The organism is Bacillus sp. B19-2 (genome assembly GCF_022832475.1).
GTDB classification, from domain to species: domain Bacteria; phylum Bacillota; class Bacilli; order Bacillales; family Bacillaceae; genus Bacillus; species Bacillus paralicheniformis.
Genome location: NZ_JALHKQ010000001.1, coordinates 414569 through 428796, shown reverse-complemented (window position 1 = coordinate 428796; position 14228 = coordinate 414569). Strand labels below are relative to the sequence as shown.

General features: G+C 48.0%; 18 protein-coding genes. All 18 read right to left on the bottom strand.

Features of this window, described 5'->3' with window-relative positions; all coding sequences use genetic code 11:
• Window positions 1-14: 14 nt before the first annotated feature.
• On the bottom strand, window positions 15-1217 hold the full coding sequence (locus MST20_RS02285; protein WP_243939832.1) for a hypothetical protein: 1203 nt from the start codon (window positions 1215-1217) through the stop codon (window positions 15-17).
• Window positions 1218-1232: 15 nt separating this feature from the next.
• Window positions 1233-1619, bottom strand: coding sequence for a phage tail-collar fiber domain-containing protein (locus tag MST20_RS02280; RefSeq protein ID WP_165426758.1), 387 nt, complete (start codon window positions 1617-1619; stop codon window positions 1233-1235).
• A 13-nt stretch (window positions 1620-1632) separates the two neighbouring features.
• Complete coding sequence (locus MST20_RS21325) at window positions 1633-2553, bottom strand: YmfQ family protein (protein WP_145651287.1); 921 nt, start codon at window positions 2551-2553, stop codon at window positions 1633-1635.
• Complete coding sequence (locus tag MST20_RS02270) at window positions 2540-3583, bottom strand: baseplate J/gp47 family protein (RefSeq protein WP_243939830.1); 1044 nt, start codon at window positions 3581-3583, stop codon at window positions 2540-2542. Before MST20_RS02270 ends, MST20_RS21325 begins: the two co-directional genes overlap by 14 nt.
• Complete coding sequence (locus MST20_RS02265; protein WP_243939827.1) at window positions 3576-4001, bottom strand: DUF2634 domain-containing protein; 426 nt, start codon at window positions 3999-4001, stop codon at window positions 3576-3578. Before MST20_RS02265 ends, MST20_RS02270 begins: the two co-directional genes overlap by 8 nt.
• Before the next feature lie 18 nt (window positions 4002-4019).
• A complete protein-coding gene (locus MST20_RS02260) occupies window positions 4020-4328 on the bottom strand; it encodes a DUF2577 domain-containing protein (protein ID WP_243939825.1) in 309 nt (102 codons plus the stop codon).
• Window positions 4325-5305: an XkdQ/YqbQ family protein gene (locus MST20_RS02255; RefSeq protein ID WP_243939823.1), complete on the bottom strand. Its 981-nt coding sequence runs from the start codon at window positions 5303-5305 to the stop codon at window positions 4325-4327. The genes MST20_RS02260 and MST20_RS02255 overlap by 4 nt, the downstream gene beginning before the upstream one ends.
• Window positions 5306-5361: 56 nt before the next feature.
• Window positions 5362-6018: a LysM peptidoglycan-binding domain-containing protein gene (locus MST20_RS02250; protein WP_243939821.1), complete on the bottom strand. Its 657-nt coding sequence runs from the start codon at window positions 6016-6018 to the stop codon at window positions 5362-5364.
• A complete protein-coding gene (locus tag MST20_RS02245) occupies window positions 6011-9775 on the bottom strand; it encodes a transglycosylase SLT domain-containing protein (protein WP_243939820.1) in 3765 nt (1254 codons plus the stop codon). The genes MST20_RS02250 and MST20_RS02245 overlap by 8 nt, the downstream gene beginning before the upstream one ends.
• A 3-nt stretch (window positions 9776-9778) precedes the next feature.
• Window positions 9779-9916 carry a hypothetical protein gene (locus MST20_RS02240; RefSeq protein ID WP_095290311.1) on the bottom strand — a complete coding sequence of 46 codons (138 nt, stop codon included), beginning with the start codon at window positions 9914-9916 and terminating at the stop codon, window positions 9779-9781.
• A gap of 41 nt (window positions 9917-9957) precedes the next feature.
• Window positions 9958-10407 (bottom strand): phage tail assembly chaperone, encoded by a 450-nt coding sequence (locus MST20_RS02235; protein WP_243939818.1) that lies wholly within the window; start codon window positions 10405-10407, stop codon window positions 9958-9960.
• A 123-nt stretch (window positions 10408-10530) separates the two neighbouring features.
• Window positions 10531-10974 (bottom strand): phage tail tube protein, encoded by a 444-nt coding sequence (locus MST20_RS02230; RefSeq protein WP_020451024.1) that lies wholly within the window; start codon window positions 10972-10974, stop codon window positions 10531-10533.
• 1 nt (window position 10975) lies between these two features.
• Window positions 10976-12322, bottom strand: a complete 1347-nt coding sequence (locus MST20_RS02225; RefSeq protein WP_243939816.1) for a phage tail sheath family protein — start codon at window positions 12320-12322, stop codon at window positions 10976-10978.
• Entirely contained in the window at window positions 12322-12546 is a 225-nt protein-coding gene (locus tag MST20_RS02220; RefSeq protein ID WP_243939814.1) for a YqzN/YkzM domain-containing protein, read from the bottom strand. The genes MST20_RS02225 and MST20_RS02220 overlap by 1 nt, the downstream gene beginning before the upstream one ends.
• Entirely contained in the window at window positions 12547-12987 is a 441-nt protein-coding gene (locus tag MST20_RS02215; RefSeq protein ID WP_243939812.1) for a phage portal protein, read from the bottom strand.
• A gap of 12 nt (window positions 12988-12999) precedes the next feature.
• Window positions 13000-13488: an HK97 gp10 family phage protein gene (locus MST20_RS02210; RefSeq protein ID WP_243939811.1), complete on the bottom strand. Its 489-nt coding sequence runs from the start codon at window positions 13486-13488 to the stop codon at window positions 13000-13002.
• The gene (locus MST20_RS02205; RefSeq protein ID WP_243939809.1) at window positions 13485-13841 is read right to left on the bottom strand and encodes a YqbH/XkdH family protein; all 357 of its coding nucleotides are present in this window, start codon (window positions 13839-13841) and stop codon (window positions 13485-13487) included. Before MST20_RS02205 ends, MST20_RS02210 begins: the two co-directional genes overlap by 4 nt.
• On the bottom strand, window positions 13838-14212 hold the full coding sequence (yqbG, locus tag MST20_RS02200; RefSeq protein ID WP_165428641.1) for a protein YqbG: 375 nt from the start codon (window positions 14210-14212) through the stop codon (window positions 13838-13840). The genes MST20_RS02205 and yqbG overlap by 4 nt, the downstream gene beginning before the upstream one ends.
• Between the last annotated feature and the right edge of the window lie 16 nt (window positions 14213-14228).

The following is a 14228-nucleotide window of genomic DNA, read 5'->3' as shown; positions in this document are numbered from 1 at the left end:
CCCCTATTTCCTCCTTAAATGGTGAAACTGTTATCCAGCGAGACGCCTGATATATTGGCTTCAATATTGGCATGCTTTCCAACGAGTCTTAACTCTCCGGTGGTTTCGGCTATATATTTTGATGTTCCAGTCGTTCCAAAGAGAGTTGCGGCCATTGATTTTTGTGTAGAAGGCCTTGCGTCCGCCGGAAGAATAGCAAAAACACTTGCAAAATCTGGAGATACTACTTCACCGCGGGTAAACACTTGATTTCCCCATATAGCGTATTGCGGTTTTCTTCCCCCCGCTTTATTTCCGTTAATCAGCGCCAAGTCATACCATTTCATCGTTGTAAAATCAGCGTCGGTTATAATGCGTTTCCATCCTTTAAATACACCGTCGGTATGAACCGTTCCATGCCATAATGTATTATCATAGCTCCGCCACGCATGGATGGTCTTTCTTCCGGCACCGGTTTCAATCACATCGTAATTGAACCAGGAGCTGTCGTTTTCTACAGGATTGTTTTGAACAACATGGCCCGCAGCATAATAAAAACCTGTCGACAGCGTTAATAAATCCGTTCCGTCAGCCAACTTTGTACGTCGGCCGTTATCTCCCGTAATTTTATACAACTGTGCATCATCAGCTGAAGCGAGCTCTATCCAGTCCGACCACTTTCCGTCGGCCACTGTCTTCCTGTACGTTCTATTAGCGTTGTCAAACGCGATAACTTGTCCGTACTCACCGGTGGCATTACATGTCCAAATCCCCCTAACCGCGTTTCCAGGACTGTTTGAAGCACCGCCTGCTGCCGTGAAATGGATTAACCCAGTATATTGGGGGAGAACTTCATGATAATCATCTGCCACGCCAATGTATACTTTGCCTTGGCCATTCTCTGAAGTAATATTGAAAATCTGGCTGCCGTCCCATTTACTTCGTTCGCTTGCTGTGATATGCCTTTCATGATCGCTGTTATGTGAATCAAACTCTGCTTTTGTCGCTTGTTTTTCATTGATCACATTACTTAATCCCACCTGGGATTTCGTCACTCCATGTGGATTGTTTTTATGGGCGGCATGCGCATCAGTATACGTTTTAGCCTTTTCTTCAGCTTCCTCAGCCCGCTTTGCAATCCGTTCATCGTTCATATTCAGCTGATCTATCGCTTCGTTAAACAAGTCGGCATGGGCGCGGTCTGTTGTTTCAAAGCGTCTCGGTTTTTGGATGTCCACCTTGTTTCAGCTCCTTTAATAAATGTCGTCGATTTCGAAGACGAACTCGATGTCGCCGTCTTTTTGCTTGTCTGTCATCGTTCTGACCGCTGTGAATTTTCCGGCTTCATCGACAAGGGCGAGCTCGTTGATCGTTTCTCCTGCCAGTTCGCTTTCTCCCAATGTGCATGTATAGCGGACTTTCGCCGGTTCCATAAAGACAAAGCTGTCGATGTCCTTTTGCAGGAGTTCGTTTTTCAGCGCTTGTTCGTTGCCCTGTAGCGCGATCGGTTCGCCCTTATCGTTTGTACCTCCGTTTCCGAAAGCCATCTTTGTGATTTTGGTGAGCTTGCCGCCCTCAGCCCGTGCTTTTGCCATTTGCTGTCTCGCATAAAGCGTTGTCACTGTTAATTGTTGTGCCATTTTGATTTCTCCTTTACAATGCGATTTTTTGCGCCGCTGCCGCCAGCTGCTTCGTTCCGTCGAGTAAAAATGCGCCGTTTAGCGTCCACCACTTCTCCCTCATTTCAAGCGCGCCTGCTTGCTTAAATTCATGCTCGCATTTGCAGCTGATTTTGAAGGATTGGATCTGTTTGTTTTGATTGGTAATGCCGGTTTTCATGCCTGCTTTTGTTTGCTGTTTCCGCCGGTTTTCAGCGGCCGCCTTTATCGTCAAGCTCGAGGCGGACCGGATGTATTGCCGCTTCTTGTGGCGCAGTGTGAGCTGCTGTTTAAACCTGCGGGGCAGACCATCGATTTCTCGAAAACCGTTCAAGTAGAATGAATCATCAAGCAGATACTGTCCGTCCAAGTAAACCGGAATCGTACCGAAAAAGCCGTTTTGGCTTCTTAAAACGAGCCTGTTATGAACGCTTTTCGGCGGCCGACATTCATAATGAAACCCGCCCCGGAATGTATAAGCCAAATGGGCGGGCTTCATATGATTGACGGTTTCAATGATCGAAGGTATAAACTGTAGATCTTCACCGTTTACGCTCAGCAAAAAATGATACCGTCCGGCCGTCAGTCTGACGGAGGCGGACGGCTGTTTTAAAAAAGCATTGACCGCTCGCTCGATCGAGCGGCTTGTAATCGGCGGAATATTGGACATCTTGGTTAACAGTCGTGCCCTTCGAATATCAACGCCGTCTGAAGCCTCGCGTCTGACATTCAAAATCTTTTCCCACCTGTCCAGCCCCCATGTGGCCGTCGTGACAAAAAGCTGGTCCGTCATATCGAAAATCTCTTGATTTTGCTTCTCAAATTCGGGCGCCTCGGCCGTTAAAATGTCTTGGATCTCCCGGATTTCCGTCAAGTATGGCGGCAGATGAAAAGCCATTTCATCAATCTTGCTCAATGATCGTCACCTGCCCCAGCTTTGGAATTTCCGTTTCTGTCAACTGCAGATTTTTCGCTTCCCCGTTGATGAAGACTTCCGAATAGTCACTGACAGAGGACGATTCATAGATCATGTTGTTGATCTGCGAGAGACGGATGACGCTTTCTTTAAAGGCCATTTCTTTAAACAACTCTGTGATTTTTTCTGCAATTTCCTGTTTGGCTTCATCGATCGTCCGGCCTGATTCAGGAATGATTTTTGCAGATATGCTGACGTCTTTCCATACCGCGCTTTCAACCGCGGTATAAGCTCCGATCGGCGCCATACCTTCCCCTTTGCCCGGATCGGGATCGATATACTGCTTGACTCTTGCGATTAATGCGTCAGAGGCAGGTTCCATTTTCGCGTTTGTAATGACAACCTTTACGGTTCCCTCGCCATTCCACAGCGGAAAGACCTTCGCTTTACCAACGCCGTCCACCTCTTCGGCCCATTGTTTGTAATGCATCTGATTCGCGCTGACCGCTTCGCGGCGGACGCGGATTAAATACCTTTCATACAGCGATTCATCCGTCTCCTCGTCACGGCCGGGAATTTCAAGGCTTCCCATAACCGCCTTTTCAAGCCCTGGAATGGTATCGAGCGGAAGCAAAGGCCGCCCCGAGAGATTGGCGTTTCCTTTTGTCCCGGCCGTTTCACATTCAAGCTTGCCGTCTTCGAGCATGGTAAAATATAAGTCTTCCAGAAAGAAGCGGGTTCCGGGGGGAACCGATACTCCATCCGTAAAGGCTGCTGACCAAATGGCTTTTGACGCTTGATAGCGCTCAAGGCCGGCCTCAGCCGCCCTTCTGTCCAAATATTCGCCTTCAGCCGTATCCGCATAGACTAAATTCAGCACTTGATCAAGCCAAATATAAGAAAGCGCCAGCTCGGCAGCTGCCGGGGCAAGCGCATTCCAAATAACGCTGTTTTCACGCTTGTCAATCTCTTCTGAAACCCGCTCAAGCATGCGTTCCATGATCTCTTCAAATGTCTGGTTTTCAAACATCTTCCCCTATCACCTCCTCGATTTCCAATGTCCCTTCATCGGTTTCAACCGAAAAAGACACATGGAAGGCATCGCCTTGACGCTCAATCTCGAAATCGGTTACCGCAGAAATTCGGTCGTCATATATGAGGGCTTCCTCGATCAGTCTCGGTATCTCCATTTCTTTATAAGCGTCGGTCGTTTCATGATCTGAAAGAACCTCTTGCAGTTCATTTCCGATGTTATGGCTGTAAACGGCATATGTGTAGCGCTCAGTTCTCAGCGCCATGTAAACCATTTGTTCCACCGCTGCGAGTCCCGAAATCATATCACCCGTCATCTTGCCTGTTTCAAAATCAATTTTGTACGTTTTTGAAGTCTCAATCACGTCGCTGTCATCCTCGATATCTTCAAAAGATATTTCCGGTGAAAGAGCCATCCGAGCCACCTCCTACTCCTACACTCTGTCTATCACGAAAAACGACTGCCCTCCAGGCATGGCCGCAATCATCACGTGGTCACCGGCATGCAATTGGTTGTAAAAGCGAATCGTTTTGTCTTCTCCGTCAATCCGGATCTGTTCCGTATGTTCTGTCAAATGCCTGGCCACCACCAGTAAGTCGGAGGGGATCATCAATTTATCATGATTGCGGAGCTTCAGCTTGAGCGGAGAAGCGGACACGACTTCCGCCGGCATGACATCAACAGGCGATTCAGCGTTTACGGCTCCAAGAGCCAGCTCTTTTATCGCATCGCTTAATTTCATGAAGACGCTCCTTCAGGTATTGTATTTTTCGCGACGACATCAATCGTCATCACATGCTTTGTCCCTGCAAAATCGTGTTTATCTTTATCAACCCAATAGGTTTCTTTAATGCCCGCTTCCGGAATCGATATATAAACCGGCAGTCCGCTTTGAACTTCCGGTATACCGAGCGCCTGTATACTTTTCAGCTCTTTTTTGACGCCTTTCTTTTCAGCCTGTATCTTCTTCGCCCGGTCGCGCAGCTGCGCCTCGTTAATATCATCCGATACCGTTTCTGTGTATTGAAGAACGCCGAATCTTTTCATTCCGGCTTCATCGCTGGCTGATGCGGTATAGGTTTTGTTATCTTTCTGCTTTCTCAGTTTCACCCGGGTTGCCGTTTCATCGATTGACGTACTGTAAGCGTAATCCGTAATGTTCACACCCGTTTCCAAAACCCAGATATCCTCCGGTTCGGGCCACGCTCGTAAACACAGCTTTCCTTTTTCGGCATATAGCTGATAGTTTTTTCCGGTTTGCTTTTTTGTTTCACGCAGCGCTTTTAAGATGATGTCATACAGGCTCGTATTGTCTTTAAAGACGAGTGATTTAATCGTATGTCCGGTGCTTGCGATCGCGCCTTTGGGAATTTGAAAGTCGCTCGCAATTCGCTTGACAATGTCAGCGGCCGTTTTGTTCGAGAATACATATACATCCTGGTTTTTCACCAAGTACTGAAGCATGTCGTACGCTTTAAACGTGAGCTTGTATTCTTTCGGCACCCTGCTGAAAACAATTCCGCGAAACAGTTCTTTTCCTTTCCATTTAAATAAAACGGTATCGCCTTCCTGCACGCTGTAATATTTGTGGCTTCCCTGCTTGATGACAATCGACGCTTCGATCGAACGAGGCGCCTGATACCTTTCTCCTTCCAAGGTGACGCTTTCGGTGACAAGTTCATACCATTCGCTTTCTTTTATGACAAATAATTCGATCATCGCTATCCCCTGCTTTTGATTTAACAGAAAAACGCCGGTTCACCCGGCGCTTCGTTTTATGGTATTTTCAGCTTTTGCCCAGGAAAAATCCAGTGTCCCGGCTGTTTGATGTTTCGCTTGCTTCGTTTGATCATCGCCTGTTTGTTCGCGTTCCAAATCTTCCGCCATTCCTGGCTGTTTCCGTAAAAACGGCCTGCGATGTGCCAGAGCGTATCGCCTTTTTTGACGGTGTACATTTTTGGAGCCGGTTTGGACGGCCGTTTTTTCTTCGTTTTCTTTTTCTGTTTGATCTTCCGGGGTGCTGCTGTTTGATACTCTTTTAATGTGAGATCAAAATCCCGGTCGCCGATATCCTTTTCACCCTCACGATGCGAAAAGTTTTCGATGCTGCATGTGAGATTGATCTTCGTGCCCGTCACGAGAAATTGAACCGGTTTTTTCGCTTTCATCCACTTCTCGATTTTGAGAATCGCGTTCTCCGGCGAAAGAAACCCTTTATATTCCGCAAGCGGAGAATCCTTTTTCGGAAAATGAGACGAAAATGAAATCGTCTTTGCTCCCGGTTCATTGATAAATGTAACCTCGCCGAACTTTGACACCTTTACAGACTCGTTCGCAAGATTATTGCTGACGTCAAGCTGCTCTGGAAGCACAGGGAGGCGCAGCTTTTCCTTTCCTTGCGACAGCCAAAATTCGTACACGGATTTAGTCATAAGCTACGCTTCCTTTCGTCCCAATATGAATATCCCGTTCAAGCTCATCGACAAGAGCGCGCTTGATTTTCGCAATCAATGTTTCCTGGTCGCGCTCACTGTGGTAATGATTGTCTCCGGTAATATAGATGTTGACTTCTTTGGCGCCGTTTTCAGCCGGCTGCCCGGATCGGGCCCCGCCTGCGGTGGCTGCAGCCGCCTGACCGCTTGAAATGGAACCGGACCCTTCAGCGGGGTCATGCACTTCCATCCCGAGCGCGCCTGCAGCCCGTTGAAGCAAATATCTGCCGCGGATGCCGCGTTCTTCGGGAATGATCCATTCGCGCTTGCCGCCTTCACCCACGCGGGCAATCTGCTCACTAGTGATCAGGCCGCCGTTGGCATAACCTTTATAAGCTCCGCCTCTTGCCATGCTTTTAATCCCCGGAGTGTTAAATGGCGACCCGTATCGCGATTTGATGTAGTTGATGGCCGCTACCGCGTTGTGAACAGGATTGAAAATATCATTCATTCCTTTTCCTTTGTACGCATTAAACGTTTGACCGATCGTCTGCATCAAGCCTCTGCTCGGGTCTCCCCGCTTGGCGTTAATGTCCCAGCCGTTAGAGGCGCGCGGATTTCCGCCGGATTCCTTTTGAGCAATGACAGAAAGCGGCTGAAGCCACGACACCGGTGAACCGGTAGCCATGATCGCCTGCATCAGCCACGACTTTACATTTCCGCCGACGGCTCCGATTCCGGAAAACGCAGCGGCCAGCGAGCCTGCTTGTTTTTCCGCAAAACTTTTGACATCGACAGAACTTAAACCTTTGACAATCCCGACCGACGCAAAACGCCCGAGACTCATCATAACCCGGGACGGAGAATGAATATCTAGTTCTTCGCGGAACGCTTTTTCCACTTTTTTCGCCAAGTTTTTTGCAGCTTGAGAAACTTCGCTGCCTTTTCCATTCATGCCGCTGATAAAGTGTCCGACCATTCCTGATCCCCAGCCTGCAGCCGACTGTTTCGAATCAAGGAACGGCTTGTTGATATTTTTATCAACATACTGCGGCGTCCCGGTCGGTGTTGCATTTTGCCCGGATGCGAAGTTTTTGACTGTATTTGCGCCCCAGGAAGATGACGTCTTTACCGTTGTTTGATAAGGCGCATTTACTTTTGTTTGAAGAAAACCGCCCGTTCCGGTCGCGGAAGCATTTTGCCCGGATGCGAACCCGGCAACCGTCTGTTTTCCATAATTAGACGATTCTGCCGGCAGACTGCTAAACGGCTTGCTGATGTTTTTTTGCTTCCATTGATCAAGGGAAGGAGCGTTTGAGCCGATCCCTTTGTCAAAGCCGCCGGTGAATTCCCGGCCGAAAGCCTGCGCCTCTGCCGTTATATTCCCGACGCCGACAGCAGGCGACACAGAAGCCGAATACGAAGCGGTGCTTGAAACCGGAGAAGCAGCTCCTCCGTCTCCCGCCGCGGCCCCCATGTCGTCAACAACGCGCATGCCGAGCTTGGTCGCTGCCTGGGCAAGCAGCATCTTCCCGCGGCCCCGGTTGTTTTCCGTCGGGATGACAAATTCGTTTCCGGCTTCACCGATCCAGGAGATGGTCGGTTTTGTGATGTAGCCGCCTGTGGCATTTTTATCAGGATTATCTCCTGTCATGAAGTTGATGACAGCATCAATACCGCCGCCAACTTTATCCCATATTTTACCTACCCATCCGAATGCTTTCTCAAAACCGTCGCTGATCAATCCGGCAATCTTTACAATTGGCTTTTGAATATTTTTCTCAAACCAGCCGGCGACACCTTCCCAAATGTCTGTTACCGTTTTTTTGGCCGCTTGAAATTTTTCTCCAATGGCTTCTTTTACGGTTGAAAACGTATTTTTTATCGGATTCCAAACCGTATTTATAAACCATGAGGAAACCGCGCCCCAAACTCTTTTGATCATATTCCAGGTGAATTGAAAACGATCCCAAATCCCAGTTGCCACTTCAATGACTTTTGAAACTACGGGATTCCAAACATTTTCCGCAAACCAGCCGGCGACCGCCGTGAATGTCTCTTGTATCATCGTCCAGGCTGTGGTCAGCTGATTCCAGATCCCTGTCGCTACTTCAATCACCTTGCTGACAACCGGATCCCAGACATTTTCCGCAAACCAGCCCGCCACTGTCATGAATGTTTCCTGAATCATCGTCCAGGCTGTGGTCAGCTGATTCCAGATCCCTGTCGCTACTTCGATCACCTTGCCGACAACAGGATTCCAGACATTTTCCGCAAACCAGCCCGCCACTGTCATGAATGTTTCCTGAATCATCGTCCAGGCTGTTGTCAGCTGATTCCAGATCCCTGTCGCTACTTCGACCACCTTGCCGACAACAGGATTCCAGACGTTATCTGTAAACCATCCTGCTATCATCGACCAGTTTTCTTGAATGGCTCCGAGTGCCTCAGCCGATTTATCTTTTATCGTATTCCACGCTTTCTCGACACCGCCGTTGTCATCGAACATCTTCCCGAAATATTCACCGATACTTGAGCCGCCCAAGCTTCCGACCATACCTCCAATGGCCCCGCCGATTGCCGTCCCCCCCACAGGGAGAATAGCTGTGCCAATTGCAGCACCTGCTGCTGCGCCAGCTAAACCGCCGCCAATTCCTCCGCCTGCCGAACCGACTTTTTCGCCTGCGTTTTCTTTGTTCATATCCATTAACTCAGTCGCTGATAAAAGCGCTCCAGCATATGGGAGGGCTTTGCCTCCAACTTTCCCCACTTTTCGAAGACCTTTCATAAACTTGCCGCCGGATCCGTTTCTTCCCGGTCTTGTTTCTCCATTAGTGGAGGTTTCTTCACTTCCTGGCCTGCTGCTTGTTGCAGGTTCATTGATTATAGAACCTCCGCCTCCCCCACAGCAGCAACAACCGCCTCCACTATCTTCACCTTTAAACAACTTACCGAGGATGGCATCAAATGATTTGTCCAAAATATTTTTTGGAAGGTCATCCACCCATTCACCAAATTTTTCTTTACCCCACTTTAGAATTTTAGTCCATACGGCCTCAGCATTCCCATCCGAATCTTTGTTGTCTTCATTTTGTTCCGTTTTTACAATTGCGTCAATTTTAAGGATACGTTTAGCCTCGATGCTGTTAAGCTTTTTTTGCAAAGCATTCAATTTCGCGGTCGCCTGGTCGTTAATCGTAAGAGTGGCTTGATATTCCCTTGCTAAATGATTTTTCAAATAGGAGGAAATCCTGCTGGCTGTCTGGGTGATTTTATCAATGACATAGAGCGTTGCAGAGTATCCTTTTTGCAATGCACCCTTCATGTAGCCGGAAATTTTTTGAACAGCCGGGGTGACTCGGTCGTTAACGGCTGCAGTTAAGAAGTATTCAGCTGATGACAATTCAGACATGATGCTTCTGATCTTTTGAATACCCGGTGTCGCCTGATCATGTATTACAATTGAAAATTGATAGTTGTCAGGCAGCTTTTGTTTGAGCTGATTTGAAATATTGTCGATGGTTTTGCCGGCCTTATCGACTGCTGAAATTTCAAGCTGCCATGATTTCAGGTTGGCTTTTAAGAAAACATTAAGTTTTTTCAATGTTTTCTCTGCTGTTTTCGTTTTTATTTTCATTGCGAACGGTCGGCTGAGCTTTTTTCGTCTTTTTTCCAGGTCTTTAAACCCCTTCTGAATCCTTCGCAGCTTCTTAGATACCCGGTCTTCAAGTTCAAAACGTGCCGTCAGTTTTGCCATGGATTATGTACCTCCTTTCCGCGCTTCTTTTTCCAAGATTTGAAGTTTGTAGCTGATGAGTCCGTATAAAAACGCTTTAAACGGCTTTGGGGCTTCGTACAGCTCCCGGAGCTGGGATGGAGAATAGTGAAGTTCGTGCATCGCAAAATAGAGATACACCGCTTCTTTATTCCCATCCTTGATTAGTTTTTTGCTTCTTCTTCCAGATCTTCAAGATCGTCTTCAAAGCCGTTGATTTCAATCGCTTTGTTGAGCCAGTTCGCATATTCCCCTCCGACGGACAGAACGCGTTTGGCCACTTCGACCGGATCGGCCGTTTTATAGGCTTCTCTTAATTCCTTTGAACGGAAATCAGGATAGATCGTCGATTCAATGGCGATTCGGGCGTAAAAGCGCTGGGTGTCGAGATCCTTGACGCGGCCCCTGCCTTTGATGTTTTTATAAGTCGTATTTTCTTTTTCAAGCTCGTCAATGCGCTCGGTTGTAATCGGCTTAAACACAAACGGAATGACATTGCCCTTTTTATCTACGAACCGCTTTGAGATCGGCACTTTGATTTCTTCGGCTTCAACGGTGTGTCCCGGCATAAAAAAGGATAAATCATATACTTTTTCTTCTTGTTTTTCGCTCATGTCTGCTTGCTCCTTTAACATTCAATTTTTAAATGAAAAAGCACCCTCGGCTTGACGAGAGTGCTTGGTGTTATATGTCCTGACTACTAGCCTATGTTTGAAAAGCGGGATACGGGGCTCTTTTTAAAACGTATCTTTCAGTTTTTCAGGAACGTCAAAATCTTCAAATGTGAACGGCACTTCTTCTTCGAGCGCTTCTGAGTCGACGTCAAGGCCGGCGATTTTGGCTGAGTCAAAATTCACGTCATACAGTGTGACCCGTTCCGTTCCGCGGCCTGATGACTGGTCGTCAAGGACGGCCTGGAGCGTGAAATAAGGATCTTCGCCTTTTTTCACATAGTTCATCATTAATGTGACAAATTGAGATGTGACTTTATAAAATGTCGCCGTTCCCGTGCCGTTTGCACCTGTTGTCTTGTGGCCCGTCATGCGGCGGCCCATAATATTGACTTCGGCTTTATTCTTTTCGACGTTTGCCTCAAATGTTTTGATGTGAGCCATCTCTTGTCCGTCGAGAAAAAGACGGCCTTCTTTTCCGGAAATCGTGTTTTGCGCTTTTAATGCCATATTATTTTACCTCCACATTAAAGTAGAATTTTTCTGCTGCATCAACCGGCTGAACGGCTAAATCGATTAAAAACCCGTCGCGGTCTTCATTCAGGGTGATGGCAATATCGCTTTCAGAATCAAAACCGGTGATGCCGCCGGCTTCCTGAAGCGCCGTCATATACTGAATGATCAGCGTTTTGACGTACTGCAAACCGTCGTCAGATGCAGGGATATCGCTGCCGCTTGCTTTTCGCGCTTTGATTAAAGCCTTTAATTCGCGGGTCAAATCATTGTTAACGCCGTCAAGGACGCGGATGATTTTGTTTTTCGAGAATTTTTTGTTCTTGTCGGCAGTGAAACTCGTTAAAGAGTTGATGTCTTTTTCGACGCTGACCGATTGATCGCGTGCATCAAACGTAAATAAAAACTCGCCTTTTTTCAGACGTTCGATGACCTGGTCTTCATCCAGACGGTTCAGGACATCAACAGCTCCTTCGTATTCGACAAATGTCAGCGACTGGTTAAAAGTCGCGCCTGCGCTTGCTCCGGCAACCCATGCCGTCGCTTTTTCAGGAGTGATTTCTGTGCCGTCTTCCAGCACGACGCCTCCCGTTACATTGATGATGCCTTCATAGTCTCCGGCATAATCGGCGACTACGCCTTGGACTTTCTGGCCCTGCTTATCGCGGAGGCGTTTGATGAAAGCGGCAAAAGTGGCTTTCAGCTGTTCATTGTCTGCAACCGGAAGTGCGATCGTATTGAAGTATTCCGTTTCGGCCGCATCTAAAAACGCGGTGTAATCGGCAACGCTTGCTGTTCCGTTCTCTCCGCCTTCCAGTTTTGTGCCCGCTGTCAGTTCAAGCGCGCCTTCCCCTTGAAACGCGACGTACGCATTTGCGGTAAGCTCTTCTGCCGTTTTGACGGTTTGTCGGTCAGCTTCATCTGTTCCGACAAAGGTTGTGACATCAAACTTTTTAGAATCGAGCACATTTTCGGAAATGCGGATCGAGATGTCGTTTCCTTTGTCGCCCCCGTATTTTGCCGTTACGCTCAGCGTTTCGCCGATTTGGGCTTTCGCCGGCACCCCTGTGTTCAGACGGTACAGCAAAACGGTCTGTGCGTTTTTCTTCGCTTCGCGGAAAAGCAGAAGAGACGGATCATCGATGTTCAACCCTACTTTTTTATTTAAATCTTCAATGCTGGAAATCGATACGAATGTTTTCGGCTCCCCCCAGCTCATGACGACAGGGAGGGCAACTGTGCCGCGTTCCCCGACGGAAACCCGCTCCTCTGCTGTCGTTTTAAAATTAAAGTAAATGCCGGCACGATCTTTTTCTTTGCCTGGTGTAAATGTTCCGCCGTTCATTAATTCATGACCTCCTTGGCTAAAAATGTTTGAATAAGCTGACTTGCCTCAAGCTTTGAAATCTGCTTTTCTTTCACATGAAAAAGAGCACCGTCGAGAACTTCCGGTTTAATGCCGAAAAGCTCTTTCGCGTGCTCCCTCAGATCTTCGATGTAGAACAGCGCTTCACGTTCCCCTTGAGGCGCCTTTTTTGCTTCGGTCTTTGTTTTTTTGCTGACTGTCAATTATTTCACCCCGTTTGTAAAATCAATTGTTTCCAGAGAAAGTTCGTTTTCCCGTCTGTACCAGTAGCGGCTGTTCCATTGAATAATAATGGACGCGGTGCCGGAATCCCCTATCCTCGTCTCGATCCGGCTGATCCTCAAGCTGTCCCCTGTGCTCTTACCCGATCGGTCAATGAGCGGTATGGTATGCCGCGCCTCCCTTACGGCGTCTGCAATGCGCTCAGCATGATCGTGGGCCTGCTGCGAATCATGGTGAAACAGTTTCACATTCAGGGTGAAGACTTTTTTAAATGTTGAAACCGTATCATTCTCATCAAAAACAGAAGGGGGAGGAAAATATAGCGACGGTATTTGAAAATGGTCAGGTATTTCCTTTTCATAACAGACGACAGGAAAGACTTGATAAAAGAAATTCATGACAGATCCCGTTTCGTCGTTCAAAGCTTCACCTCCTTAAAGGGAATTCAGCCATGTTTGCAGCCTTTCATGCAGGCGTTTTTCAAATAAACGCTCAAATATGTAAAGCGCATGCTCCCAATAGCCTGTTCCCTTTACCCATTGCCGTTTTAAGGCCATGCCGGACGATGAACCGGGATCATATTGAAACCGGCCGCCGTGCCATTGTCCCGGAATCCACCTGACTTCACCTTTTCCGCCTGACCAATGGCCGTCATTTACGAATGAGGCATACTCTAACTCTGTCCCGACTTCAAGCGTGAGTCCGCCTTTTTCAATTTCCCATCTGTTCCCTTCGGCCCCTCGCTTGAAAGAGCGCAAAAGGCTGCCGGTATCAATCGATCCGGCACGCACGATTTCGTCACGGACCAGGTCCAAAAAATCGGTTCCCGCCTGTTCAAGCCACTTGGCAGCTTCAGTTCGAAAGCCGCTCTGCCCCGCTTTTTCCAGCGTCTGCGACAGCTGTTTCAATCCTTTGATTTTCATAGTTTTCCATCCCTGACCGCTAAGACTTCCAGGTGATGGCCTTTGATGTTGCGCGGCTGCTGGAGCGTGTAGCTGACACCGTTCCAGACCGCGAGATCGTGAAGGCGCACATCTGCATCCGCCGGAAAATGGACCAAATAGGAATGATAAATGACCTGTTCGGGATCTTGCTGGACGATCGACTGTTTTTTTTCCGTAAAATAGCAGGGAACGTCCTGAAGATCAGGTATGTCCCCGTATGTGCGGATCGGCTGCAGGTCTGGCGCGGGAATGCCGTACCTTGCTTCCTCGGCCTGGTCTTCCTTTAGATGATAGATATCGCAGCGGTCGCTTAATAATTTTTTGTAGCTCATAGCGGCCGCACCTTGAATCGAACAGATTCATAATCAAGAATAAATTCTTCGAGCAGTTTATAGACGTCGGGCTTCGCCAAGTCTCCGCTTCTTGAGAGCGTATAGGAGTAGTCACCCAATTTCTCAGATTTGTAGCCTTTCAAAAGCGATTCATCACCGTTTTTCAATGCAAAGTATTGTGCCAGCTGCAGCAAAGCGAGCCTTGCCTTTTCCGGCAGCGGATCATATTTTTCATCTGTAAAACGATGCCCCGTGATCTGCTCGGCTTCCGCCTCCGCTTCAAGGATATCCTGCCGCAGCAATTCCTGCGGCCGGTTTTTCACGGCTTCAATAACGGAATATTGGATGATATCGTCGGGCGTGATCAGCATGTTCATCACATCCTTC

What these genes read in the sequence shown, in the direction of transcription:
- MST20_RS02280 (WP_165426758.1), bottom strand. Translation starts at nt 1,619, where the DNA reads ATGGCACAACAATTAACAGTGACAACGCTTTATGCGAGACAGCAAATG.
- MST20_RS02270 (WP_243939830.1), bottom strand. Translation starts at nt 3,583, where the DNA reads ATGTTTGAAAACCAGACATTTGAAGAGATCATGGAACGCATGCTTGAG.
- MST20_RS02265 (WP_243939827.1), bottom strand. Translation starts at nt 4,001, where the DNA reads ATGGCTCTTTCACCGGAAATATCTTTTGAAGATATCGAGGATGACAGC.
- MST20_RS02260 (WP_243939825.1), bottom strand. Translation starts at nt 4,328, where the DNA reads ATGAAATTAAGCGATGCGATAAAAGAGCTGGCTCTTGGAGCCGTAAAC.
- MST20_RS02255 (WP_243939823.1), bottom strand. Translation starts at nt 5,305, where the DNA reads ATGATCGAATTATTTGTCATAAAAGAAAGCGAATGGTATGAACTTGTC.
- MST20_RS02250 (WP_243939821.1), bottom strand. Translation starts at nt 6,018, where the DNA reads ATGACTAAATCCGTGTACGAATTTTGGCTGTCGCAAGGAAAGGAAAAG.
- MST20_RS02245 (WP_243939820.1), bottom strand. Translation starts at nt 9,775, where the DNA reads ATGGCAAAACTGACGGCACGTTTTGAACTTGAAGACCGGGTATCTAAG.
- MST20_RS02240 (WP_095290311.1), bottom strand. Translation starts at nt 9,916, where the DNA reads ATGCACGAACTTCACTATTCTCCATCCCAGCTCCGGGAGCTGTACGAA.
- MST20_RS02235 (WP_243939818.1), bottom strand. Translation starts at nt 10,407, where the DNA reads ATGAGCGAAAAACAAGAAGAAAAAGTATATGATTTATCCTTTTTTATG.
- MST20_RS02230 (WP_020451024.1), bottom strand. Translation starts at nt 10,974, where the DNA reads ATGGCATTAAAAGCGCAAAACACGATTTCCGGAAAAGAAGGCCGTCTT.
- MST20_RS02225 (WP_243939816.1), bottom strand. Translation starts at nt 12,322, where the DNA reads ATGAACGGCGGAACATTTACACCAGGCAAAGAAAAAGATCGTGCCGGC.
- MST20_RS02210 (WP_243939811.1), bottom strand. Translation starts at nt 13,488, where the DNA reads ATGAAAATCAAAGGATTGAAACAGCTGTCGCAGACGCTGGAAAAAGCG.
- MST20_RS02205 (WP_243939809.1), bottom strand. Translation starts at nt 13,841, where the DNA reads ATGAGCTACAAAAAATTATTAAGCGACCGCTGCGATATCTATCATCTA.
- yqbG (WP_165428641.1), bottom strand. Translation starts at nt 14,212, where the DNA reads ATGCTGATCACGCCCGACGATATCATCCAATATTCCGTTATTGAAGCC.